We start from the raw sequence: 21,067 nt of genomic DNA on the forward strand, positions 1-21,067 counted from the left end.
TGTTCTCCCCTTGTTATTCATCGTCCACCCGACCGCCGCCGGCACCACGCACGCGCGATCTTTCGCTTTCCGGCACATAGGTTCTGGCGGCGAAGGAATTGAGCGCCGCAAGCGTCCGGTCGTCGATCGCACCGCGCCGGCCTGTGGCTGACTGCTCGGTTTCGGCGCGGTGTTCGATGACGACATCGGCGCGCGTCGCCAGCCCCGCGGGCCGCGCTACGCGCATGGCCGAGCGGCGCAGCATTGCGTCGAGCCAGACCGGCAGGCCGACATCCAGGATCGTCAGCGGCATAGCGCTCGCTGGAAGCGGTTCGTCTAGCAGCAGGGCCGCCGTCCGGATGGGACAGAGCGGCCCTCCAGTCGCGGCGTCAATCTTGCCGCTCCGCCAGCGCGCCGCGCGGGCAGCATTGGGCGGCTCGAAGGATTGCGCGTGTTCGGCAAGGCTCAGCATGGCCAGGCCCCAATTGTCGCCTTCGACCGCGATCCGGCGCGCCGCTCGGCCGATATCCTCGGCCAATCCCCATGAAAATCCGGCGCTCCGCGCCGACTTGGCGCTCAGCGTTTCCACCTCGTTGAGCGACAGGTCGATCACGCGGCCTCTCCTGCCGTCGTGGCGACATCCTCGATCAGCGGCTCGCCGCTGAACAGCGCGATCCGCAGCCAGCGGTCGGAGCGCGGATCGAAGCTGCGCGCGCCGAAGAACGCCAGCTTGGCGCGCAATATGTCGACGGGCCGCAATTCAGCGCCGATCAGGTTGTCGTGGATCTCCGCATAGGGAAATCTCGCGACGATCTGGGCGCGTCGCACCGCATGGCGCCATTCCGGTCGGCGCAGCAGGAAGTCCGCGACACTGGCCGAGGCCGGCTCCCGCGCCAGCGCGGCCGCCAGGCCGAGCGCGTCGCGCGCAGTGGCCAAAGGTTGTTCGAGCTCGGCGCCGTCCTCCTCGAAGCGCTCGCCAAGCCTTGGCTCAAGCTTCTCCGCCGAAACATACCAGAAGCGTGCATTGGCGGACGGCTCGGCGAAGTCGATATCCGCCGCCCAGGAATAGCAGTCGAGCAGCGTCTGGCGTAGCGAACCGCAGTCCATGCCGCCGTCGATGGCATGGCCTGGCGTCTCGTCGGCCTTCATCGTGTCGCCGAGCTCGTCGATCAAGGCGCCGTGCGGTTCGAGGATAAGGGAGACGCAGGCTTCCTGCCCCTCCAGCGAGAAGTGATCTTCAGCGAAGCGATAGAGCGCATCCCACGGGCGCGGCCTCGCCAAAAGCCGGTCGAGATTTTCCGCCAGCGTGTCGAGATCGCCGGCCAGTAGCCGGGTTGCGGCGGCCTGGCGGCTGTCGTCGCTGTGCCAGCGGGCGATGCGCCGACGCAGATCTGCGAGCGCTTTCGAGAAGGCGTCTCGTTCCGCCTCGCCGGCCTGCGGTTCGGCGCGCACCCGCGCCAGCGCGGTTTCGCGGGCCAGGAACCAGCTATGCGTCAACAGCAGATGGCGCACGAGGAACGGCGCCATGCCGAGCCCCGTCGCATTGCCCACCCCGAGTGCCCGGCGCAGGTCCTGCGCCAGCCTTGCCGCGCCGGCCGGGTTGCGGCGACGGGCAATGTGATCGACGAGGTCGAGCGTGAAGGACCGGATCAGCCAGACGGTGAGCATCTCGGCCTGGAAGGATCCGGCAAGCTCCGGGCGCGAAGCGATCTCGTCGCGATCGGCGATGCCGAACTTGCCGTTGCCGTAGACCGCCGTGGTGCGCAACAGATAGCCGACGCCGAGCAGTTGCTCCTCATCCGGCTGTTGTCCCTGCGCCAGCGCCGTGGCGACGTCCTCAAAGAGCCTGACACTCTTGTTCGCGCGCGCCAGCACCAGTTCGCGGCTGGTGTAGCGGCCCGCCTCCTGCAGCGGCGCATTCGCCTCCAGCCGGACGATGTCGGCGGCGTCCGGCAAGCCGTCGTAAAGCACGTAGCTCGTGTCCCAGGCCTGCGCGATCACCCGGTCCGAGCGCTTCTCGTCGTCGAGCGGCGTCGAGAACGCGACCAGGCTGTATATCCTTGCCGGCGTCTCGACCGCATAGACCGCGCGCCCGAACCCATTGTCGTCCAGGTCGAACACGTGCTTGCGGACACGCCATTTCTCCCTGGCGGCGCGGCGGATCAGCTGGCGCAGGAAGCTGAGCCGCGTCGGATGCGCCGCGCCCAGCCGTTGCAGGCGCATGACGACCTCCGGCGGACGCAGCGCGATTGCCGTCATGCGGCAGTCCCGGCAAGCTTCTCCAAGGTGGCAAGCGTTTCGGCCGCCACCTCGATGCCTTGGGCATTGTTCTCGCGCGCGCCGAAACGCCTTGTGCCGGGAAGCCTCGCATCGCCGACGAAGGCGCCGGCGACGGTTTCAAGATTGCCCGCGAACGCCCCGGCCGATGTCGCGTCGGGCGACACCGCCAGGAAGAACTGACCGGTTCCAGGCGGGCCCCCGGCGGTGCCGGAGAAGGGGCTCGCGACAAGCCCGGGATTGGCGCCCGTCAGGCATGCGGCGAAGATCTCCACCAAAAGCGCCGAGCCGACGCCCTTGTAGCCGCCCGCCGGCGCCATGGTGCCCTTCAGCGCTTCGCTGGCGTCGGTGGTCGTCTCGCCATCTGCATCGAAAGCCCAGCCGGACGGGATCGGCTCGCCGGCGCGGGCGCGCTTGATGACCTCGCTCTTGGCGACGACGCTGGCGCTCTGGTCGATGACGAAGCGCGCGCCGCCCTGTCCATCCGGGACCGCGAGCGACCAGGGGTTGGTGCCCACGGCCGCCTTGCGGCCGCCCCAGGGCGCGATCGAGGCCGGCGCGTTGGTGAAACCCAGCCCGACCAGGCCGGCTTGAGCGATCCGCTCGGTGTGATGGCCCAAGGCGCCGCAATTGTAGGAATTGCGGATGGCGAGCGCCGCGACACCTTGGGAGCGCGCCGCTTCGATCAGCGGCGGCAGGCCGAGAGCGATTGCCGCATGGGCAAAGCCGTTGCCGGCATCGACGGCGACAACCGCCGGCGCAGGCCGGGTCAGGCGCGGCTCGGCCAGTCCCAGCACCTTGCCGCAGGTCAGATGCTCGCAATAGGTCGGCAGATACATCAGCCCGTGCGACTTCAATCCGTCGCGTTCCGCCGCCGCGATGCCGGCGGCCAGCGCCTCGGCCTGCCGTTCGCTTGCGCCGTGCCGCGTCAGCGCTTCCCGGGCGAGCGTTTCGATGCGGGCTTGCGTCAGGCGTGTCATCCGGTCACTCACCAATCACGCCGCGGCATAGCCGAACTCTTTCTCGCCCGCCTGCGTCTGCTGGCGAATGCATTCGATGAAGCGCAGCGACGCGGGCTGCAGGTTCCGGCCTTCCTTGGCGATCCAGCCGACCGTCCGGCTCGAGCGCGGATCGGCCAGCGGAACGAAGCGCACGGCATGGCTGCACTTCCAACGGCAGAGCCGGGGCAGGATGGTGACGCCGAGCCCGGCCTCCACCATGGCTAGGTTGGAGCTCACATTGGTCGCGGTGAGCTTCGAGCCGGCGGCAAGCGCCTCGGTCTCGGCAAGCCCGAGTGCTTCGGCCGCGCCATTGCGGATGAAGCTCTCGCCTTCCAGCTGCGCCCATTTCAACGGACGCTTCGATTTCGCCAGGGGATGATCGGCCGGGCAGACGAAATCGAGCGGCTCTTGGAACAGCGGCTCGAAACTGAGCTGCGGCCGCTTGCTGGCAAGCACGCAAAGGCCAACCTCGACCATCCCGTTTTCTACCGCCTCGACGATGGCGTTGGAATCGCTGTCGCGGACGTGGATGTCGAACCGGCTGCCCTCGGCGCGAAGCTGGGCGATCGCGCGCGGCAGCAAGGTGACCGCGACCGAAGGAACGCTTGCAACGTCGCAGCGTCCCTGCCGGTCCGCGGCGTAGCTGGTCATCGCCAGACAGGCGCGATCGTAGTGGGCGATCATGGCGCGTGCCTCGTCGAGCACGATACGGCCGACCGGCGAAAGCGCGCCCTTGCGTTCGCTCTCGAACAGTGGCGCGCCAATATCGTCTTCCAGTTGCTTCAGGGTCATCGACACCGCCGACGGCGTTCGGCCGATCTGATCGGCGGCGGCACGCACGCCGCCGGTCTCGCATACCGCGACGAAGCTGCGCATGCCGGTCAGGCTGATGGTTTTGGTCACTGTTAAGCTTGCCTGAACGTTTGTGCCAAAAATTGAGCTTGATTGAAGTTCACAGCATTGCTTAGGTCGTTGTCAACCGAATTGATGCAGGTCGAACAGGATGCTGAACGGGCGGAACTTTGTTGCAGGCGAATGGCGCGACGGCACCGACTGGATCGAGGACGTCAATCCATCGGATGTGACCGACATCGTCGGGCGCTTTGCCCAGGCGCGGCCGTCCGACATCCATGACGCCGTTGCGGCGGCGCAAGGCGCGCAGCGTGAATGGGCGGCAGCGGGCCTCGAAGCGCGGGCCGCCGTTCTCGACGCCATCGGGCGCGAGTTGATGGCCCGCTCGAAGGAGCTCGGCGAACTGCTTTCGCGCGAGGAGGGCAAGACCCTGCCCGAAGGTGTCGGCGAGGTTTTTCGCGCCGGGCAGTTCTTCAGCTATTTCGCCGCCGAGGCACTGCGCAATCTCGGCGCCTCCGCCGACTCGGTCCGGGCCGGCGTGGATGTCCTGATCGAGCGCGAGCCGCTCGGCGTCGTCGCGATCATTTCGCCCTGGAATTTCCCCATCGCCACCGCGTCCTGGAAAATCGCGCCGGCGCTGGCCTTCGGCAATGCGGTGGTCTGGAAACCGGCCAGCATCACGCCGGCGAGCGCCTGGGCGCTGACCGAGATCATCAGCCGGCAGGCGATCCCGAAAGGCCTGTTCAACCTTGTTATGGGATCGGGGTCGACGATCGGCCGCGAGCTTGCCGCCAATGCCGACATACAGGGCCTGAGCTTCACTGGCTCCGGCGCTGTCGGCTCCGGCATCGCGGCGCTGGCGGCGGCACGCTTCGTGAAGCTCCAGCTCGAAATGGGGTCGAAGAATCCGTTCGTCGTCATGGACGACGCAGACCTCGATCGCGCCGTCGACCTTGCCGTGAACGGCGCCTTTGGCGGTACCGGGCAGAAATGCACGGCCTCGTCGCGCCTGATCGTGCATCGGCCGATCCATGACGCCTTCGTCGAAAAGCTGCTGGCGAAAACCAAGGCGCTGAAGGTCGGTCATGCTCTTGAGGCCGGCGTCCAGATGGGGCCGGTGGTGAGCGCTGAGCAGCTCTCGGCCAATCTCGATTATGTGACGTTCGGCATCAGCGAGGGTGCCGAGCTTGCGACCGGCTGCGAGGCGCTCGATCTGGCGCATCGCGGCCACTACATGGCGCCCGCCGTCTTCCTCAACGGCCGCTCGCGCATGCGCATCAACCAGGAGGAGATGTTCGCGCCGATCACCTGCGTGATGACAGCCGACGATCTCGACGAGGCGATCTTCCTTGCCAACGATACGCCCTATGGGCTGACGGCCGGCATCGCCACGCGCTCGCTGGCGCGCGCGACGAAATTCCGCCATGCCTCGCGCTCCGGCTGCGTCATGATCAACCTTGCGACCGCCGGCACCGACTATCACGTGCGGTTCGGCGGCGTCCGCGCCTCGAGCTACGGCCCGCGCGAGCAGGGACGTTCGGCGGTCGAGTTCTACACCCAGGTCAAGACGTCCTACATCCACGCGGGCGCGGCCGAATGACCAGCGACGCGCCGCAAGTGCTCATCGACGGGCTGCAATACTGCAACTGGTCGCGGGAAATCTTCGAGGAGATGCGCCGGGCCGGGCTGACCGCCGTCCATGCCACGGTCGGCTACCACGAAGGTTTTCGCGAGACGGTGCGGCATCTAGTGGATTGGCGTACCCGCTTCCGCGACAATGAGGACCTGATCCTTCTGGCGCGCGACGCCGGCGACATCGAGCAGGCGCGGGCCACGAACCGGACGGCGATCTTCCTCGGGCTGCAAAACCCGCTGCCGATAGAAGACGACATCGGCCTGATCGAAATGCTCTACGATCTCGGCATCCGCTTCATGCAGCTCACCTACAACAATCAGTCCCTGCTCGGCTGCGGCTGGATGGAAAAGGAGGACAGCGGCGTGACGCGGATGGGGCGCGAGGCGATCGCCGAGATGAACCGGCTCGGCATGATCATCGATCTGTCGCATGCGGGCGGGCGGACCGCGCTGGAGGCGATCGCGCTCTCAGAGCGTCCGGTGGTCATCAGCCACGCCAACCCGCGCTGGCTCCGCGACAGCAATCGCAATGTGTCCAAGGGCGTCTTGCAGGCACTGCGCGAAAAGGAAGGGCTGCTCGGCCTCTCGCTTTATCCGCTGCATCTTCCGAACGGCTCGGACACGACACTCGATCAATTTGGCAAGATGGCCAGGGAAGCGGCTGAAATCATGGGAGCGGAGCATCTCGGCATCGGGTCGGATCTCTGCCAGAACCAGCCCGACAGCGTCCTGCGCTGGATGCGCGAGGGCCGCTGGACCCGCGAGGTCCAGGCCGCTGCAAGCTTCCCGGCTCAGCCGTCCTGGTTCGGATCGAACCTCGATTTTCCCGGGCTTTCGCAGGGCCTTCTCGCGGCGGGCTTCGACGAGACGGGAAGATCCCTTGTGCTTGGGGGCGCCTGGCACCGGTTCATCCGGGACAGCCTGCCCCCCGCTGGCTGAATGCCGCGCTATTCTGCCGGCTTGTCGTCCGGATGGCCGAGCTCGCAAAACCAGCCGCCGAGATATTTCACCGACGGCGTCTTCGGATCGGGCACCGGGGTCTTGGCCTCGATGGCGGCCCGGAACGGCTCGGCGCTGTCTTGCGGGATGAAGCCCAGATGGTCGGCGCCGCTGTTGTCGACCATCTTCAGCTTGTTGTCGGAGATGCCGAAGGAGATGGTGTGGCCGACGCGCGGCGCGGTCAGCGACGCCTCGACCAGGCGCACGCAGTCGGCGAAGGAGAGATACGACCACAGCATGCGGCGGTCGGCCGGCTCGGGGAAGGACGAGAAGATGCGCAGGCACACGGTCTCGATACCGAACTTGTCCCAGTAGAGCCGGCTGAGGCTTTCGACGAAGTTCTTCGACACGCCATAGAGGCTGTCTGGGCGCACCGGCGCGTCGACGCCGATATGCGCCTCGATCTCGTGATAGCCGATGGCATGCACCGAAGACGCATAGATGACGCGCTTCACGCCGTGTTTCCGCGCGCCTTCATAGATGTGGTAGGAGCCGCGGATACTGGAATCGAGAATGGTCTGCCACTCGCATTCGAGCGGCGCCCCCCCGAAATGCACGATCGCATCGCAATCCTTGGTGGCCGCGATCGTCGCCTCCATGTCGGCGAGATCGAAGACCGCTTCCTCTTCGTGGGGCGCAAGGTCACCGAAGGGCTCGCGGCCCGCCAGGCGGATCGTCTTGGCGAGCGGCACCAACCCCTTGCGCAACTGCGAACCGAGCCGGCCGGCGGCGCCCGTGATCAGGATACGTTCATAATGCGGCATCGTTTACTCCACTTGCGCGACGGCGGCTGATCCGCGCGATCGCCTCGGTCGACAGGCGCGAGGCAACGTAGCTCATCGGTCGTTCTCCGTGACGTAACCCTTGGATCGGTCATTCGCTCGTGCGGCGGCGCTGCGCCTGGCCGGATCGCCATAGCCGCCGCCACCCGGCAGTTCCAGGATCAGCCGAAGCCCTGCCGGCACATGCTGCCAGCCTTTGGGGCGCATCCTGGTGCCGTCGTCGAGCTTGACGACGCCGGCGACGCCCGGCTTGCCGCCCTCGCGGCCATGCGCCGGATGGTTGACGCGGTCGAACATCGCCGAGAAATCGAATTCGTGGCCTTCGGTCGCCTCGATCTCGATGACCTGTCCCAGGCCGCCGCGGAATTCGCCGTCGCCGCCGGAATCCGGCCGCAGCTCCTTGCGCCAGATGACGATCGGGCCGGTATGCTCGGTCGCCTCGATCGGCATCGTGTGCACGCCGGACGGGAAGGCCGTCGCCGACAGGCCGTCGAGATTTGGTCGGGCGCCCATGCCGCCGGAGTTGAACATCAGCACTTCGGCGCGGCGGCCGGAACCGCCAGCGACGGGTCGCACGGAAATGTGGATGTTCCAGAGGGCCCCGGCGCCTTCGGCGAGGATTTTCCCGGGCAACGCCTTGGAGAACGCGCCCAGCACGAGATCGGGGACCATGTGGCCGAAAATGTGCCTGAGCGCCACCGGCGCTGGTCGCACCGCGTTCAGGACGTTAATGGGCGACGACACGGTGAAGAAGGCGAGCGAGGCGGCGTTGTTCGGAATGTCCGGCGCCACCATGCATTTCAGCGCATAGCAGGCATAGGCCTTGCTGTAGATGATCGGGCAGTTGATGCCCCAGCGGCTCATCGGGTCGCTGCCGGTGAAGTCGACCTCGACATGGTCGTCGCGGACCGAGACCGTCGCCGCCAGTTTCACGGGTTCGTCGTAACCGTCGGTCATAAGCTCGTTCGACCAGCTTCCCTTGGGCAGCGCCTCGATGCGCTCGAGCATGGCGTCGCGGGTGCGCGAGAAGATGAAGTCGCGGAGACCGTCGAGCGAGGCAAGGCTGGTCTCCTTCATCATGTCGATCAGGCGGCGGTGGCCGACCTCGTTGCAGGCGGCCAAAGAGTAGAAATCGCCGACCACCTGGTTCGGCTCGCGGACATTGGCGCGCAGGATGCGGACGAGGTCGAGGTTGACCTTGCCCTTTTCCGCGAACTTCATGATCGGGATCTGGATGCCTTCCTCATAGACCGACTTGCCGTCGGCGCCGAAACCGCGGCCGCCGACATCGACGACATGCGCCGTGCAGGCGAAGAAGGCGACGAGCTCGCCGTTCAGGAAGGATGGCGACACCATGGTGATGTCGTGCAGGTGACCGGTGCCGAGCCAGGGATCGTTGGTGACATAAGTGTCGCCCTCGAACATCTCCTCGCGCGGTATCGCGTTCATGAAATGCAGCACGGCCTCGGCCATGGTGTTGACGTGGCCCGGCGTGCCGGTGACCGCCTGCGCGAGCATCTGGCCGCGCGGGTCGAACACGCCGGCCGACAGGTCGCCGGCTTCGCGCACCGAGGTGGAGAAGGCGGTGCGCAGCAAGGTCAGCGCCTGCTCCTCGACCACCGAGATCAACCGGTTCCACATGACCTGCATGCGGATTTCGCCAATATCGCTCATGCCTGGCTGCCTTTGCGGATCAGGAGGATCGCGCCGTCGCTCTGTATAACGGCGTCGAAGCTGGTGGTGACGACGGTCGATGTCTCGCGCTCCACGATGACCGCAGGGCCTGCCACCCTGTCGCCGGCGAAAAGCGCGTCGCGTTCGACGATGCCATAGGTCTGTGGCGCGCCGGTCGCCGGATCGAACACTGCGCGGGTCGTTGTCGGTTCGCTCGTCTTGCTGCCGGTGGTGAGTTCATGCCGCGTCACGGCCGGACGAACATCCGTCGCCTTCACCGACCAGGTGACGATCTCGATCTCCAGCCCGTTGAGCCCCTGGATGGCGCGGCCGAAGAAGCGCTGGTAGTTCTCTTCGAAGAGGTCTTTGAGCTTGGCCACCGCATCGTCGCCGAACGGCTCGTCCGCCAGCGGCACGGGGATTTCCCAGCCCTGGCCGGCATAGCGCATGAAAGCGGTGATCTCGCAAACGATCCTGCCGCTGGCGCCGGTGCGCACGAAGCCCTCGGCGGAGGCTTTGAGGTTGGCGAGCAGGGCATTCACGTCTGCGGACTTGAAGCGCGACAGGCGCGTCAGCTTCGACGCCAGCGCCTCGTAGCCGAACGGCGCCTTGAGAAAGCCGATCGCGGAGCCTACGCCTGCGCCGCGCGGCACGATGCACTGGTCGATACCGAGCTTTTCGCAGAGCCTTGCCGCATGCAGTGGTGCGGCGCCGCCGAAGGCGATCATCAGATTGTCGGAAATGTTCTTGCCGTTCTCGACGGCATGGACGCGGGCGGCGTTGGCCATGTTCTCGTCCACCACCTCGCAGATGCCGAAGGCTGTCGAGAGGGCGTTGAGCGACAGGCGTTCGCCGACATCGCGCAGGATCGCCTGTTCGGATGCAGCCTTGTCGAGCTTGATCGCGCCGCCGGCGAAATTGTCGGGGTCGACCTTGCTGAGCACGAGGTCGGCGTCGGTGATCGCCGGGCGTCTTCCGCCGCGGCCGTAGCAGGCCGGGCCAGGCTCCGAGCCGGCGCTCTCCGGTCCGGTCTGGATGCGGCCCATGGCGTCGACCCAGGCGATGGAGCCGCCGCCGGCGCCGATCTCGATCATCTCGATCACCGGAATGGAGATCGGCATGCCCGAGCCTTTCGAGAAGCGATAGGTGCGCGCCACCTCGAAGGTCCGCGCCGTGCGCGGCGCAAAATCCTCGATCAGGCAGATTTTGGCGGTGGTGCCGCCCATATCGTAGGAAACGACTTTTTCCAGGCCGAAGCGCCGGGCGATATCGGCGGCGAAGATGGCGCCGCCGGCCGGGCCGGACTCGACCAGCCGCACCGGGAATTCCGAAGCAGTCTCCACGGAGATCAGGCCGCCGCCGGAATGGATCATGAAGACCGGGCAGTCGGCGCCCATGTCCTTCAGCCGCGTCTGCAGGCGGGCGAGATAGTCGGCCATCCGCGGTTGCACATAGGCGTTGGCTGAGACCGTGTTGAAGCGTTCGAACTCGCGCATCTGCGGCGAGACCTCGGCGCTGATCGAGATCGGGATGCTGAGTTTCCTGGAGAGGATTTCGCGCGCCCGGCGCTCGTGGTCCGGGTTGGCGTAAGCATGGATGAAGCCGATCGCCACCGAGCCGAAATTGCCTGCCGCGATCCGGTCGGCGATTTCCTCCAGGGCGGCTTCGTCGAGCGGCTGCAACTCCTGGCCCTCGGCGCCGATGCGGCCCTTGACGGCAAAACGGTCCTCACGCGGGATCAGCGGCGCCGGCAGTTGCAGGTTGAGATCATATTGCTCGAAGCGGTTCTCCGTGCGCATCTCGATCACGTCGCGAAACCCGTCCGTCGTGACCAGGGCGGTCCTGGCGCCGCGCCGTTCGATCAGGGCATTGGTGGCAAGCGTCGTGCCGTGGATGATGATGCCGATCTCGGCCGCCGAAATGCCGGCGTCGCGGATGACGACGTCGATGCCGTCGAGGATCGCCTGCTCGGGCGCGGTATAATTGGTCAGCACCTTGGTCGAGAACATCTCTCCCCTGACATCGAGCGCGATGTCGGTGAAGGTGCCGCCGATGTCCGCGCCGAGGCGGATGTCGTCTGATCTGGAGGTCATGCCTTGGCCTTCCGGGAAGAGAATGCTGCGTCGCGCATTTGGGCGGCAAGCGGACAGACTTGCCTTTCGGCTTATATCTGCACTCCAGCGGGCCGGCGCGAAATCAAGAAATGCGGCTCATTCGAAAGTTTTTCTTTATTGTCTCGCGCGCCAGAACGCTTGTCTCGCAGCCGCTTGTCAGTCTGAAAGCGGGGTCGGTTTCGGCAAGGAGAGCTTGAGGTCGCTCAGCCAATCCTCCTGGGCGAGCCAGCGGTGCAGCGCGGCCACCGCCTTCACGCGCAGATGCCCGCGCGGGACGACGAGATAGAAACCGGGCACTTCCTCCGGCTTCATATCAGTGATGGCGTCGCGGCCGATCGGCGCGACCAGCGCGCCGGAGCGGAAATCCTCCTCAGCGTCAATGACGGAAACCAGGCCGACGCCGATGCCTTGCAGGGTCGCCCGACGCATGGTCGCCGCGTCGTCGAAGCTGATGCTGCGGTCACCGTCGGATAGCTCGACGCCAAGGTGCCGCAATATGTCCGGCCACAGGCGCTTCGACTTCACGGTGTCGAGCAGCGTGAACTTCGTCAGGTCACGCGCCGACTTGATCTTCTCGCCGATCGCCGGCGTGCAGCAGATGATCTTCGGGTCCGGCACCAGGAGCGTGGTCTCGTAGTCGGGCCAGTGGCCGTAGCCCCATTGGACAGTCATATCGATGTCGTCGCGACCGAAGTCGGGCAGGTCGACCATCGTCGTCAGGCGCAGATCGGCGCCAGGCAGGATCTCGCGGAACAGCGACAGCCTCGGCAGCAGGTAGTGCGTGGCGAAGTATGGACTGGCGTTGAGGTTGATGCGGTCGCGGTGGTTTGACTTAGTGACGCGACGAACGCCTTCGGAAAATTCGTCGAAGCCGGCCTTCACGTAATGCGAAAGAAGGATCGCCGACTCGGTCAGTTCGATCGAGCGGCCCTTGCGCTTGAAGAGTGTGACCTGCAACGTGTCTTCAAGCAGCTTGATCTGCTGTCCGACCGCTTGCGGCGTGACCAGCAATTCGTCGGCGGCCTGGCGGAAGCTTTTGTGCTGCACGACGGCATGGAAGACGCGCAGCGCGTTGAGCGAGGGCAGGCGAAGCTTGCCGGTCATGGTGAATTCCGCCTCCTTTCGTTCGAGACTCCGTCGATCGTGCACTACCGTACTTCAGCAGCCATCGGCTGCCGAAATAGATTCATGCGTAGATGTAACCTCCTGAAACGATGACGTTTTCGCCGGTCATGTAGGTGTTCTTGGGTCCGCCGGTCATCAGCACCCATTCGGCGATTTCGGTCGGCTCGGCGCCGCGGCCGAGCGGGCTTGCCTTGGCCAGCTCCTCGAGGAAGCCGAGCGCCTTGGCCTTCTCGGTGGCCATGCCGGCGGGCGCGACGGAGTTCACCAGGATGCCGTCCCTGGCGACGTGATGCGCGAAGGACCGGGTCAGGCTGACGACGGCTGCCTTGGTCGCGGCATAATGGGCGTTCTGGGGATGCGCCTTGAAGGCGTCGACCGAGGTCAGATTGACGATGCGGCCGCGCACCTGGGCTTTCGGCTCCTGCGCCTGCATGTGGCGAACCGCGGCCACCATCATGTGGTAGGTGCCCTTGATGTTGATGCCGTTGGAGGCGTCCCAATCGGCGTCGGTGATTTCGAGCAGCGGACGGCGCGGATAGATGGCGGCGCAATTGATCAGCGTGTCGACGCGCCCAAGCTCGGCCGCGATGGAATCGAAGGCGGCGTGGCACTGCGCGCCAACCTGGATGTCGCAAGTCGCGGCCACTGTTGGCAGGCCCTTGGCCTTCGCCGGACCGAGCGCGGCCTCGGCGGCTTCCTGATTGATGTCGATGATGCCGATCTTTGCCGCGCCAGCGTCGACGGCCATCTTGGCGAGAAGGGCGCCGAGGCCGGCGCCTCCGCCGACGATCAAAACGGAAAGGTCTTTCATCCTGGTTTCCTTACTTGGTGCCGCTCGGCGAAGTCGGCCATGTCGGCATGATGTCGAAACGGGTGACGTCGGCCCATGCCGGCAGCGCGAGCACGGCGACGACCATCCTGGCCACGTCATCCGGCTGCACCACTTTGCTGGCGTACATGGCGGCGCGCGCCTTGGCGTCGAGGATGTCGTTGTAGAGCTGCGTCTCGACACGGCCAGCGACGATCTCGGTGACGCGTATGCCGGATGGCGAGAGGTCGGCGCGCAACGCGCTGGCAAAGCCGGAGATCGCCGCCTTGGTGGCCGAATAGACGGCGATGTTGGAAAATGCCGCGTGGCCGGCGATCGAGCCTGTGAACAGGATATGCCCCGACTGCCGCTCACGCATCCGCGGGACGACGAGGCGGGTGAGCAGGATTGTGGCGCTGAGGTTCACCTCCAGCGTGGCGTCGATGTCGGCGATCTTCATGTCGGCGAAATTGCCGAGCGGCGGCATCATGCCGGCATTGTTGATCAAGACGTCGATGGTGAGATCCGCCAGCGCCGACTCCAGCGCCTCGCGATCGGTGACGTCGACAGCGATCGGCATGATGCCCGGACGTTCGGCCTGCAGTTCTTTCAGCGCCGCCTGGCTGCGGCCGACCGCATAGACCTCGTAGCTGGCATCGCTCAAGGCGATTGCGATCGCGCGTCCTATGCCGCTCGTCGCACCTGTGATGAAGGCTGTCGTCACCTGAGCTTCCCCATTTGCCTGGCTTTCAATGTGCGGCGCGGGCCGGCGCCGCAAAACCAAGAAAACCAGCAAAAAGGAAAGATACACTTTCGAAAGCCGGTGCGGCGTTTGAAACGTTCCACGCCGCCTGCGCGATTTTCAAGGCCACAAAGCAAAGGAATACAATGCTTTCGGCGCGCAAGGGAGGGCTCATGCCGGCCGATCGAACAAAAACATAGCTTTCGCAAATCGGATGGCGGATAGCCCTCGGTTTGTGTGTTGAGGCCGCATCTGGCGCGGACCATCCGCCCTTCATCCTGGTGAAGGGCGAAGTCGAGCGGCCTCAGGTCCTCGAACTCAGGCCGCGTAGCGTGCCATTACGGGCTGCCTTGACCACTGGGCGTACCAGGTGTCGAACAGCTTGAGCTGTGCCTCGGCATAGCCGCGCTGGCTGTCGATCAGAGCATCGGTCTCGTTGAAGTGCAGCCTGTATTCAGGATTACCCTTCAGAACCATCATGTGCTTGAAATAAAGCACCAGGTCGGGCCCCTCGTCGAAGGAGGACAGCACGGCGAGCGCGGCATCCAGTTCCTGCGCCAGCCGGCGCGCCTCGGCGTCGCCCTTCGCCGCCGCCTGGCTTAAGCCGACCAGATGCAGCACTTCCTTCGGCAGCACGTTGCCGATGCCGGTGATGGCGCCCGAAGCACCGCAATTGACGAAACCGTGGAAGACGGCGGTGTCGACGCCGATCATCAGCGCGACCTCGTCGTCGCGGCTGGTGATGTTTTCGGCCGCGTAGCGCAGATCCGACGGGCCGCCGAACTCCTTGAAGCCGACCAGGTTCGGATGCTCGGCCCGCAGCGCGAAGAACAGATCCGCGCGCGTGGCAAAGCCGTAATAGGGGCTGTTGTAGATGACAGCGGGCAGGTCGGGGGCGGCAGCAAGGATCGCCTTGAAATGGTGGCGCTGCGCGGTGACCGACGGGCCGCGCGACAGAACGCGCGGGATCACCATCAGGCCGCGCGCGCCGACCTTCTGGGCATGCGCGGCGTGGGCCACGGCGCTGGCTGTGTTGACCGCGCCGGTGCCGACGATCACCGGGACGCCGGCCTTCACCAGTCGCTCGACACCTTGCATGCGCTGCGCGTCGGTCAGCAATGGCCAGTCGCCCATCGAGCCGCAATAGACCACGGCCGACATGCCGGCGGCGATCAGTTCCTTACCTTTACGCACCAGCGCGTCGAAGTCGGGAAGCCGGTCATTGGTGCAGGGCGTCATCAGCGCCGGCATGCAGCCGGAAAAAACATTGGCGGTCATTTCGGATTCTCCTTGAGGCTGGCACGCACATTGGCCAGTTTGTCCCGCAAAGAACCGCTTGCCAAGCGGATAGTCGCGGCCACAGGGAGCAACCATGCGTACCAAGTCCAGCATCCGCGTCGTCGGCTGCCATGCCGAGGGGGAGATCGGCGATGTCATCGTCGGCGGCGTGCTGCCGCCGCCCGGCCGCACGATGATGGAAAAGATGATCACGATGGAGCGCGATCACGATCATATCAGGCGCATGCTGATCTGCGAACCGCGCGGCAGCGTGGCCCGGCATGTCAATCTCCTGGTGCCATCGACGCGCGAGGATTGCGCCGCGGGGGCCATCATCATGGAGCCGACGGAGTACCCGCCGATGTCCGGCTCCAACACGATCTGCGTCGCCACCGTGCTGCTCGAGACCGGGATGGTGCCGATGCAGGAGCCGGAGACGCGCTTCAAGCTGGATATGCCGGGCGGCGTCATCGAGGTGCGCGCCGAATGCCGCGACGGCAAATGCCTGTCGATCACCTTCCGCAACGCCCCCGCCTTCGCCGAACGCCTCGACGCGAATATCGAAGTCGAGGGGCTGGGAACTCTGAAGGTCGATATCGCCTATGGCGGGATGTTCTACGCGATCGTCGACGCGGCCGCGCTGGGCTTCTCGGTCACGCCTGACGAGGCCCGGGAGATTGCTGTGGCCGGCGAGAAGGTCCGCCACGCCGCGCGCGAGCAGCTCAATGTCGTCCATCCTGAGTTCGACAATGTGCGCGGCGTGTCGATCGTGCAGTTCGCCATGCCGTTCCAGGGGCCGGGCAAGGTCACACGCAACACCTGCATCGTCTCGCCCGGGCGCTCGGACCGCAGTCCGACGGGAACCGGCACATCGGCCCGCATGGCCGTGCTGCACGCGCGGGGCCTGATGCGCGTCGGCGACGTTCTGATCCATGAATCGATCATTGGCTCGCGCTTCACCGGCAGAATTGTGGACCTCACCGAAATCGCCGGACGCAAGGCGATCGTTCCCGAGATCACCGGCCGTGCCTGGATCACCGGCGAGCATAACTACTATCTCGATCCAACGGATCCCTATCCGCAAGGCTATGTGCTGTCGGACACCTGGGGCACCTCGACCTCGGTGAAGCAATAGAACTTCCTGCAACGGCGTCGTCTTGGAGCACTCGGGTACCCGGAACCTTTCTGTTCGAACGCAGGGCATCGCGCTGCATATGCTCGGCGGACCTTGCAGGGAGGCGCCCGCTCTGATTCCCTGCGCTTGGTGGGGATCACCTGATTCGTGTGCTCGTCGCTCCGGTTTCGCATCGCTGTGCGGCGGAGCAGCGGGTGCTTTCGCAGAAAGATGAAGAAATGACCGCCAAGCCGGAAATCCTGGAGATGAGACCCAAGATCACCGTCGTCGGGGTCGGCGGCGCCGGCGGAAACGCCGTCAACAACATGATCGCCGAAGGCTTGCAGGGCGTCGAGTTCGTCGTCGCCAACACCGACGCCCAGGCGCTCACCATGTCGAAATCGTCGAGGCTGATTCAGTTGGGCGCGCATGTCACCGAGGGGCTGGGCGCCGGATCGCTGCCGCAGGTTGGAAGTGCGGCCGCGGAGGAATCCATCGACGAGATCATGGATCATCTGGCGGGAACGCATATGTGTTTCATCACCGCCGGCATGGGCGGCGGCACGGGCACGGGCGCCGCGCCGGTGATTGCGCGTGCCGCGCGCGACGCCGGCATTTTGACGGTCGCCGTCGTCACCAAGCCTTTCACGTTCGAAGGCAAGCGCCGGACCCAGGCGGCCGAGGAAGGCATCGAGCGGCTGCGCGAGAGCGCCGACACCGTGATCGTCATCCCGAACCAGAACCTGTTCAGGGTCGCCGACGCCAGGACCACATTCGCCGACGCCTTCGCCATGGCGGACCGCGTTCTCTACGCGGGCGTCGGCTGCATCACGGACCTCATCGTCAAGGAAGGCCTGATCAATCTCGATTTCGCCGACGTGAAGTCGGTGATGCGCGACATGGGCCCGGCGATGATGGGAACCGGCGAGGCCTCAGGAGAGGGGCGTGCAAGGACGGCGGCCGAAGCTGCGATCGCCAATCCGCTGCTGGACGAAGCCTCCATGACGGGCGCCAGGGGGCTGCTGGTGTCGATCAGCGGCGGCATGGACATGACGCTGTTCGAGGTCGATGAAGCGGCGACGCGGATACGCGAGGAGGTCGACGCCGATGCCGACATCATCGTCGGCGCCATCTTCGATCAGTCCCTGGCCGGAAAGTTCCGTGTGTCGGTCGTCGCGACCGGATTGCGCAAGAGCGCGAGCGTGATGCAGTTCGAGCAGAGGATCGCCTAACGCCACCGCGATCTTCGGCCGCGCCGATGGCGCGGCGCGATCGGCTGATGCCAGCTCCCAACGGCGAATAGATTACGGCTGCCGAATATCGTCGGCTAGCGCACTTACACGCGCGCCTCTCCGTCGCTAATTTTCATGCCACGGCATACAGTCGCGGCTGACGGGAGAGGCTCACATGAAAAGCTTCGTCTACAACGCCCAGCCGGCACGCGTCGTCTTCGGATCGGGCACGATCGCCAGGCTCCCGGAGGAGATCGACCGGCTGGGGCTGAAACGCGTGCTCGTGCTTACGACACCGCCGCGGGAGGCCGATGCCCGGCGTCTCGCCGGGTCGCTCGGCGGCACGGCAGCCGGCGTCTATGCGGGGGCGATGATGCACACGCCGGTGTCCGTGACCGAGGACGCGCTGCGGGTCGTGGCGGAGCTTAAGGCCGACGGGCTGGTCGCGATCGGCGGCGGCTCCACGACCGGCCTCGCCAAGGCGATCGCCTTGCGCACCGACCTGCCGCAGATCGTGGCGCCGACGACCTATGCCGGTTCGGAAATGACGCCGATCCTCGGCGAGACCAAGGATGGCGTGAAAGTCACCCAGTCGAGCCCGAGGGTGCTACCGGAAGTGGTGATCTACGACGTCGACCTGACGATGACGCTTCCCGCTTCCCTGTCGGGAACAAGCGGCATGAACGCCATCGCCCATGCCGTCGAGGCGCTCTATGCCAGGGAAAGCAACCCGGTGATAGACCTGATGGCCGCAGAGGCCATCGGCGCGTTGGTGAGCGCCCTGCCGGTCATTGCCGGGAACCCGCATGACCGCGACGCGCGCTCCGAGGCGCTTTACGGCGCCTGGCTCTGTGGCATCTGTCTCGGCTCCGTCGGCATGGCGCTGCACCACAAGCTTTGCCACACGCTCGGCGGCAGTTTCGACCTGCCGCATGCCGAGACCCATGCGATCGTGCTGCCGCATGCGCTGGCCTATAACGCGCCTGCCGTTCCGGCCGCCATGGAAACCTTGCGGGCCGTCCTGAAGACGAACGACCCGGCGCAGACTCTCTACGATCTCGCCGGCCGGATCGGCGCCAAGCACGCTTTGTCGGAGATAGGCATGCCGCCCGAGGGAATCGACATCGCGACGGACCGCGCGCTGGCCAATCCCTACTGGAACCCGCGCGCGCTGGAGCGGGAACCGATCCGGGCCCTTATCGCCCGCGCCTATGCCGGCGAACCGCCACGGAGCTGAGACGCCCGGGCAAACTGCACAGCGCATCAGAAAAACGAAATTGTCCGCCGACGCTCCAGCCGTAATTGTCCCAGCCAGGCGAACGGCTGGGTTTCTTGGGAGGATTCCGGAGCAGCTGATCGCCTGACAAAGGCGCCGACCACAGGCTGCCTGGGAGGAAGAAAATGCCTGGTTCGGGCAAATCGGACGACAGGCGCCTTGGCTTCAAGGCGTCGCAGGAAGTCGTCGTCGTTGCGATCTCGATCGCGCTGTTCGTCGTGTTCTCGGCGACGCTCAACAATTTCCTGAGCCAGGGCAACATCATCGCCATACTCAAGAACGTGTCGATCCTCGGCACGCTTGCCGTCGGCATGGGCTTCGTCGTCGTCGGCCGCGGCATCGACCTCACCATGGTGGCGGTGATGGTCGTCGGCGTCGCCTTCAGCATCTGGATCTCCACCTGGGGCATCGATTTCACGCTGGCCGTGATCTGCGGCGCCGTGCTGGTCGCGGCCATAGGCCTGTTCACCGGAGTCATGGTGGCGATCGCGGAAGTGCCGCCGATCTTTGCGACGTTGGCCATCGCCTCGTCGGTCTACGGCTCCGGGCGCATCGTCTTCGCCTCGGACGTGCTCTATGCCCCGCCGGACATCGCCTGGCTGAAATTCGTCGGCAATGGCAGCGTGCTCGGCATTCCGATGTCCGTCGTCATCTTTGGCGCCGTGGCGGCTCTGATGGGCCTCTTCCTGCGCAGGACGCGCTTCGGCCGGCTGGTCTACGCGACCGGCGACAATCCGAACGCGGCCCGCACCACCGGCCTGCCGACGCGCCCGATCATCGTCACGCAATATGTCATCAGCGCGCTGATCGCCTTCACCGCCGGCATCATCATGACGGGTCTCGTCACCGGCATCGACACGCGCCTCTACAATTCGAGCCTGATCTACGACGTGCTGCTGGTGGTGGTGCTGGGCGGCATCGGCCTGTCGGGCGGGCAGGGCGGTGTGCGCAATGTCATCGCCGGCACCATCCTGGTCGGCATCCTGACCAACGGCATGACGATCCTGAACTTCAGCTACACCAGCCAGAACCTGATCAAGAGCGTGATCCTGCTCAGCGCGCTTGCCATCGACGCCATCATCAATCCGCGCGACGAGCAGACCTCGCAGAGCGGCGACATCTGAAACAAGAACCCGAACCATCAAATCAGGGAGGAACCGATGAAGATATTCAAGAAATGCCTGTTGGCGGGCCTGGGCGCGCTCGCGCTGCTGGGCGCGGCGCAGGTCGCGAGCGCACAGGAAACCGACCAGGTCGGCCGGGCCGCCTATATCGACGGCGTCAAGGGCAAGAAGGTTATCTTCGTGCCGATCTCGCAGGGCATGGACCTCAACCAGGCCTGGGTGATGGTGTGGCAGCGCCACGCCGCCCGCTATGGCTTCACCCTCGAGGTGCGCGATCCCAACGGCGACACCAATGCCGGCATTCGCGCCATGCAGGGCGCCATCGCCGAGAAGCCGGACCTGATCATTGTGCAGAACCCGGACGTGCAGACCTATGCGCGCCTCTTGAAGCAGGCGCAGGCCGCCGGCATCAAGGTGCTGCAGGTCAACATGCAGTCGGCGACCCAGACCGACTCCTATGTCGGCAATGACTGGATCGAGATGGGCCGCCTGGAGATGGGCGAGCTCGCCAAGCATTGCACCGGGCCGAACGCCGTCTCGCACAAGGTGGTCTGGCTTGCCGGCGTGCAGACGGGCGCCGCCAACATCTATATGCGCACCGGCATCGACGAGGTGCTGAAGGCCAATCCCGAGTTGCAGCTCGTCTCCGACCAGCCGGCCGACTATATCAGCGAAAAGGCCCGCCAGATCACCGAGACTGTGCTGCAGCAGCACCCCGATCTCTGCGGCATCATGGGCATCTGGGACAATGCCGAAGTCGGCGCAGGCGCTGCCGTCGCGGCTGCCGGCAAGCAGGACCAGGTGACCATCGTCACCAATGGCGCTGGCGCCGCCACCGGCTGCGAGAGCATCAAGAACGGGCTGCTCGACGTGATCTTCAACTTCAATGCGCCGACGCAGGGCGAAATCGCCGCGCAGCAGATTTCCGAACTGCTGCAGCACCCTGATCGCAAGGCCGGCAGCGAGAAGACCATCTTCTTCGGCCCGATCACTCGCGTCGACAAGACCAATGCGACCGGCCGCAACTGCTGGAAGCCTGAAGACATCAAGTAAGC

19 protein-coding genes are annotated in these 21,067 nt (G+C 65.5%); 7 read left to right on the top strand and 12 right to left on the bottom strand.

Translation table 11 applies throughout. The features are described from left to right. Positions 1 to 13: 13 nt before the first annotated feature. From EN862_RS04930 to EN862_RS04945, 4 genes are read right to left on the bottom strand one after another with little or no spacing between them, the layout of a single operon-like run. Complete coding sequence (locus tag EN862_RS04930; RefSeq protein WP_189400940.1) at positions 14 to 592, bottom strand: DUF3726 domain-containing protein; 579 nt, start codon at positions 590 to 592, stop codon at positions 14 to 16. Beyond that, complete coding sequence (locus tag EN862_RS04935) at positions 589 to 2,238, bottom strand: hypothetical protein (protein WP_127868617.1); 1,650 nt, start codon at positions 2,236 to 2,238, stop codon at positions 589 to 591. Before EN862_RS04935 ends, EN862_RS04930 begins: the two co-directional genes overlap by 4 nt. Beyond that, positions 2,235 to 3,236: an Ldh family oxidoreductase gene (locus EN862_RS04940; protein ID WP_127868618.1), complete on the bottom strand. Its 1,002-nt coding sequence runs from the start codon at positions 3,234 to 3,236 to the stop codon at positions 2,235 to 2,237. The genes EN862_RS04935 and EN862_RS04940 overlap by 4 nt, the downstream gene beginning before the upstream one ends. 15 nt (positions 3,237 to 3,251) lie before the next feature. Further along, on the bottom strand, positions 3,252 to 4,160 hold the full coding sequence (locus tag EN862_RS04945) for a LysR family transcriptional regulator (protein ID WP_127868619.1): 909 nt from the start codon (positions 4,158 to 4,160) through the stop codon (positions 3,252 to 3,254). A 100-nt stretch (positions 4,161 to 4,260) separates the two neighbouring features. Here EN862_RS04945 and EN862_RS04950 point away from each other — a divergent pair, with 100 nt between their 5' ends. Continuing rightward, positions 4,261 to 5,709: an aldehyde dehydrogenase family protein gene (locus EN862_RS04950; RefSeq protein ID WP_127868620.1), complete on the top strand. Its 1,449-nt coding sequence runs from the start codon at positions 4,261 to 4,263 to the stop codon at positions 5,707 to 5,709. Further along, on the top strand, positions 5,706 to 6,683 hold the full coding sequence (locus tag EN862_RS04955) for a membrane dipeptidase (RefSeq protein WP_127868621.1): 978 nt from the start codon (positions 5,706 to 5,708) through the stop codon (positions 6,681 to 6,683). The genes EN862_RS04950 and EN862_RS04955 overlap by 4 nt, the downstream gene beginning before the upstream one ends. 8 nt (positions 6,684 to 6,691) lie before the next feature. On the opposite strand, the gene EN862_RS04960 is transcribed toward EN862_RS04955, so the two are convergent. From EN862_RS04960 to EN862_RS04990, 8 genes are all read right to left on the bottom strand, one after another. Continuing rightward, positions 6,692 to 7,507, bottom strand: a complete 816-nt coding sequence (locus EN862_RS04960) for an NAD(P)-dependent oxidoreductase (protein ID WP_127868622.1) — start codon at positions 7,505 to 7,507, stop codon at positions 6,692 to 6,694. Between the two features lie 72 nt (positions 7,508 to 7,579). Beyond that, positions 7,580 to 9,199 carry a hydantoinase B/oxoprolinase family protein gene (locus EN862_RS04965; protein WP_127868623.1) on the bottom strand — a complete coding sequence of 540 codons (1,620 nt, stop codon included), beginning with the start codon at positions 9,197 to 9,199 and terminating at the stop codon, positions 7,580 to 7,582. After that, entirely contained in the window at positions 9,196 to 11,292 is a 2,097-nt protein-coding gene (locus EN862_RS04970) for a hydantoinase/oxoprolinase family protein (RefSeq protein ID WP_127868624.1), read from the bottom strand. Before EN862_RS04970 ends, EN862_RS04965 begins: the two co-directional genes overlap by 4 nt. Before the next feature lie 177 nt (positions 11,293 to 11,469). After that, complete coding sequence (locus tag EN862_RS04975) at positions 11,470 to 12,417, bottom strand: LysR substrate-binding domain-containing protein (RefSeq protein ID WP_127868625.1); 948 nt, start codon at positions 12,415 to 12,417, stop codon at positions 11,470 to 11,472. Positions 12,418 to 12,499: 82 nt separating this feature from the next. Further along, complete coding sequence (locus EN862_RS04980) at positions 12,500 to 13,249, bottom strand: SDR family oxidoreductase (RefSeq protein ID WP_127868626.1); 750 nt, start codon at positions 13,247 to 13,249, stop codon at positions 12,500 to 12,502. A 10-nt stretch (positions 13,250 to 13,259) separates the two neighbouring features. Beyond that, the gene (locus EN862_RS04985; RefSeq protein ID WP_127868627.1) at positions 13,260 to 13,970 is read right to left on the bottom strand and encodes an SDR family oxidoreductase; all 711 of its coding nucleotides are present in this window, start codon (positions 13,968 to 13,970) and stop codon (positions 13,260 to 13,262) included. Between the two features lie 25 nt (positions 13,971 to 13,995). Then, entirely contained in the window at positions 13,996 to 14,151 is a 156-nt protein-coding gene (locus EN862_RS36040; RefSeq protein ID WP_189400937.1) for a hypothetical protein, read from the bottom strand. A 155-nt stretch (positions 14,152 to 14,306) separates the two neighbouring features. Then, positions 14,307 to 15,266 (bottom strand): dihydrodipicolinate synthase family protein, encoded by a 960-nt coding sequence (locus EN862_RS04990; RefSeq protein WP_127868628.1) that lies wholly within the window; start codon positions 15,264 to 15,266, stop codon positions 14,307 to 14,309. A gap of 94 nt (positions 15,267 to 15,360) precedes the next feature. On the opposite strand from EN862_RS04990, the gene EN862_RS04995 reads away from it, so the two are divergent. The 5 genes from EN862_RS04995 (at position 15,361) to EN862_RS05015 (ending at position 21,065) form a co-directional block, all read left to right on the top strand. Next, entirely contained in the window at positions 15,361 to 16,401 is a 1,041-nt protein-coding gene (locus tag EN862_RS04995) for a proline racemase family protein (protein WP_127868629.1), read from the top strand. Between the two features lie 218 nt (positions 16,402 to 16,619). Next, complete coding sequence (gene ftsZ, locus EN862_RS05000) at positions 16,620 to 17,612, top strand: cell division protein FtsZ (RefSeq protein ID WP_042647517.1); 993 nt, start codon at positions 16,620 to 16,622, stop codon at positions 17,610 to 17,612. 175 nt (positions 17,613 to 17,787) lie between these two features. Then, entirely contained in the window at positions 17,788 to 18,849 is a 1,062-nt protein-coding gene (locus tag EN862_RS05005) for a maleylacetate reductase (RefSeq protein ID WP_127868630.1), read from the top strand. A gap of 164 nt (positions 18,850 to 19,013) precedes the next feature. Next, positions 19,014 to 20,012, top strand: a complete 999-nt coding sequence (locus EN862_RS05010) for an ABC transporter permease (RefSeq protein ID WP_127868631.1) — start codon at positions 19,014 to 19,016, stop codon at positions 20,010 to 20,012. A gap of 36 nt (positions 20,013 to 20,048) precedes the next feature. Beyond that, complete coding sequence (locus tag EN862_RS05015) at positions 20,049 to 21,065, top strand: sugar ABC transporter substrate-binding protein (RefSeq protein ID WP_127868632.1); 1,017 nt, start codon at positions 20,049 to 20,051, stop codon at positions 21,063 to 21,065. Positions 21,066 to 21,067 lie beyond the last annotated feature (2 nt).

It is taken from the genome of Mesorhizobium sp. M2E.F.Ca.ET.219.01.1.1 (genome assembly GCF_004016445.2).
Classification (GTDB): Bacteria; Pseudomonadota; Alphaproteobacteria; order Rhizobiales; family Rhizobiaceae; genus Mesorhizobium.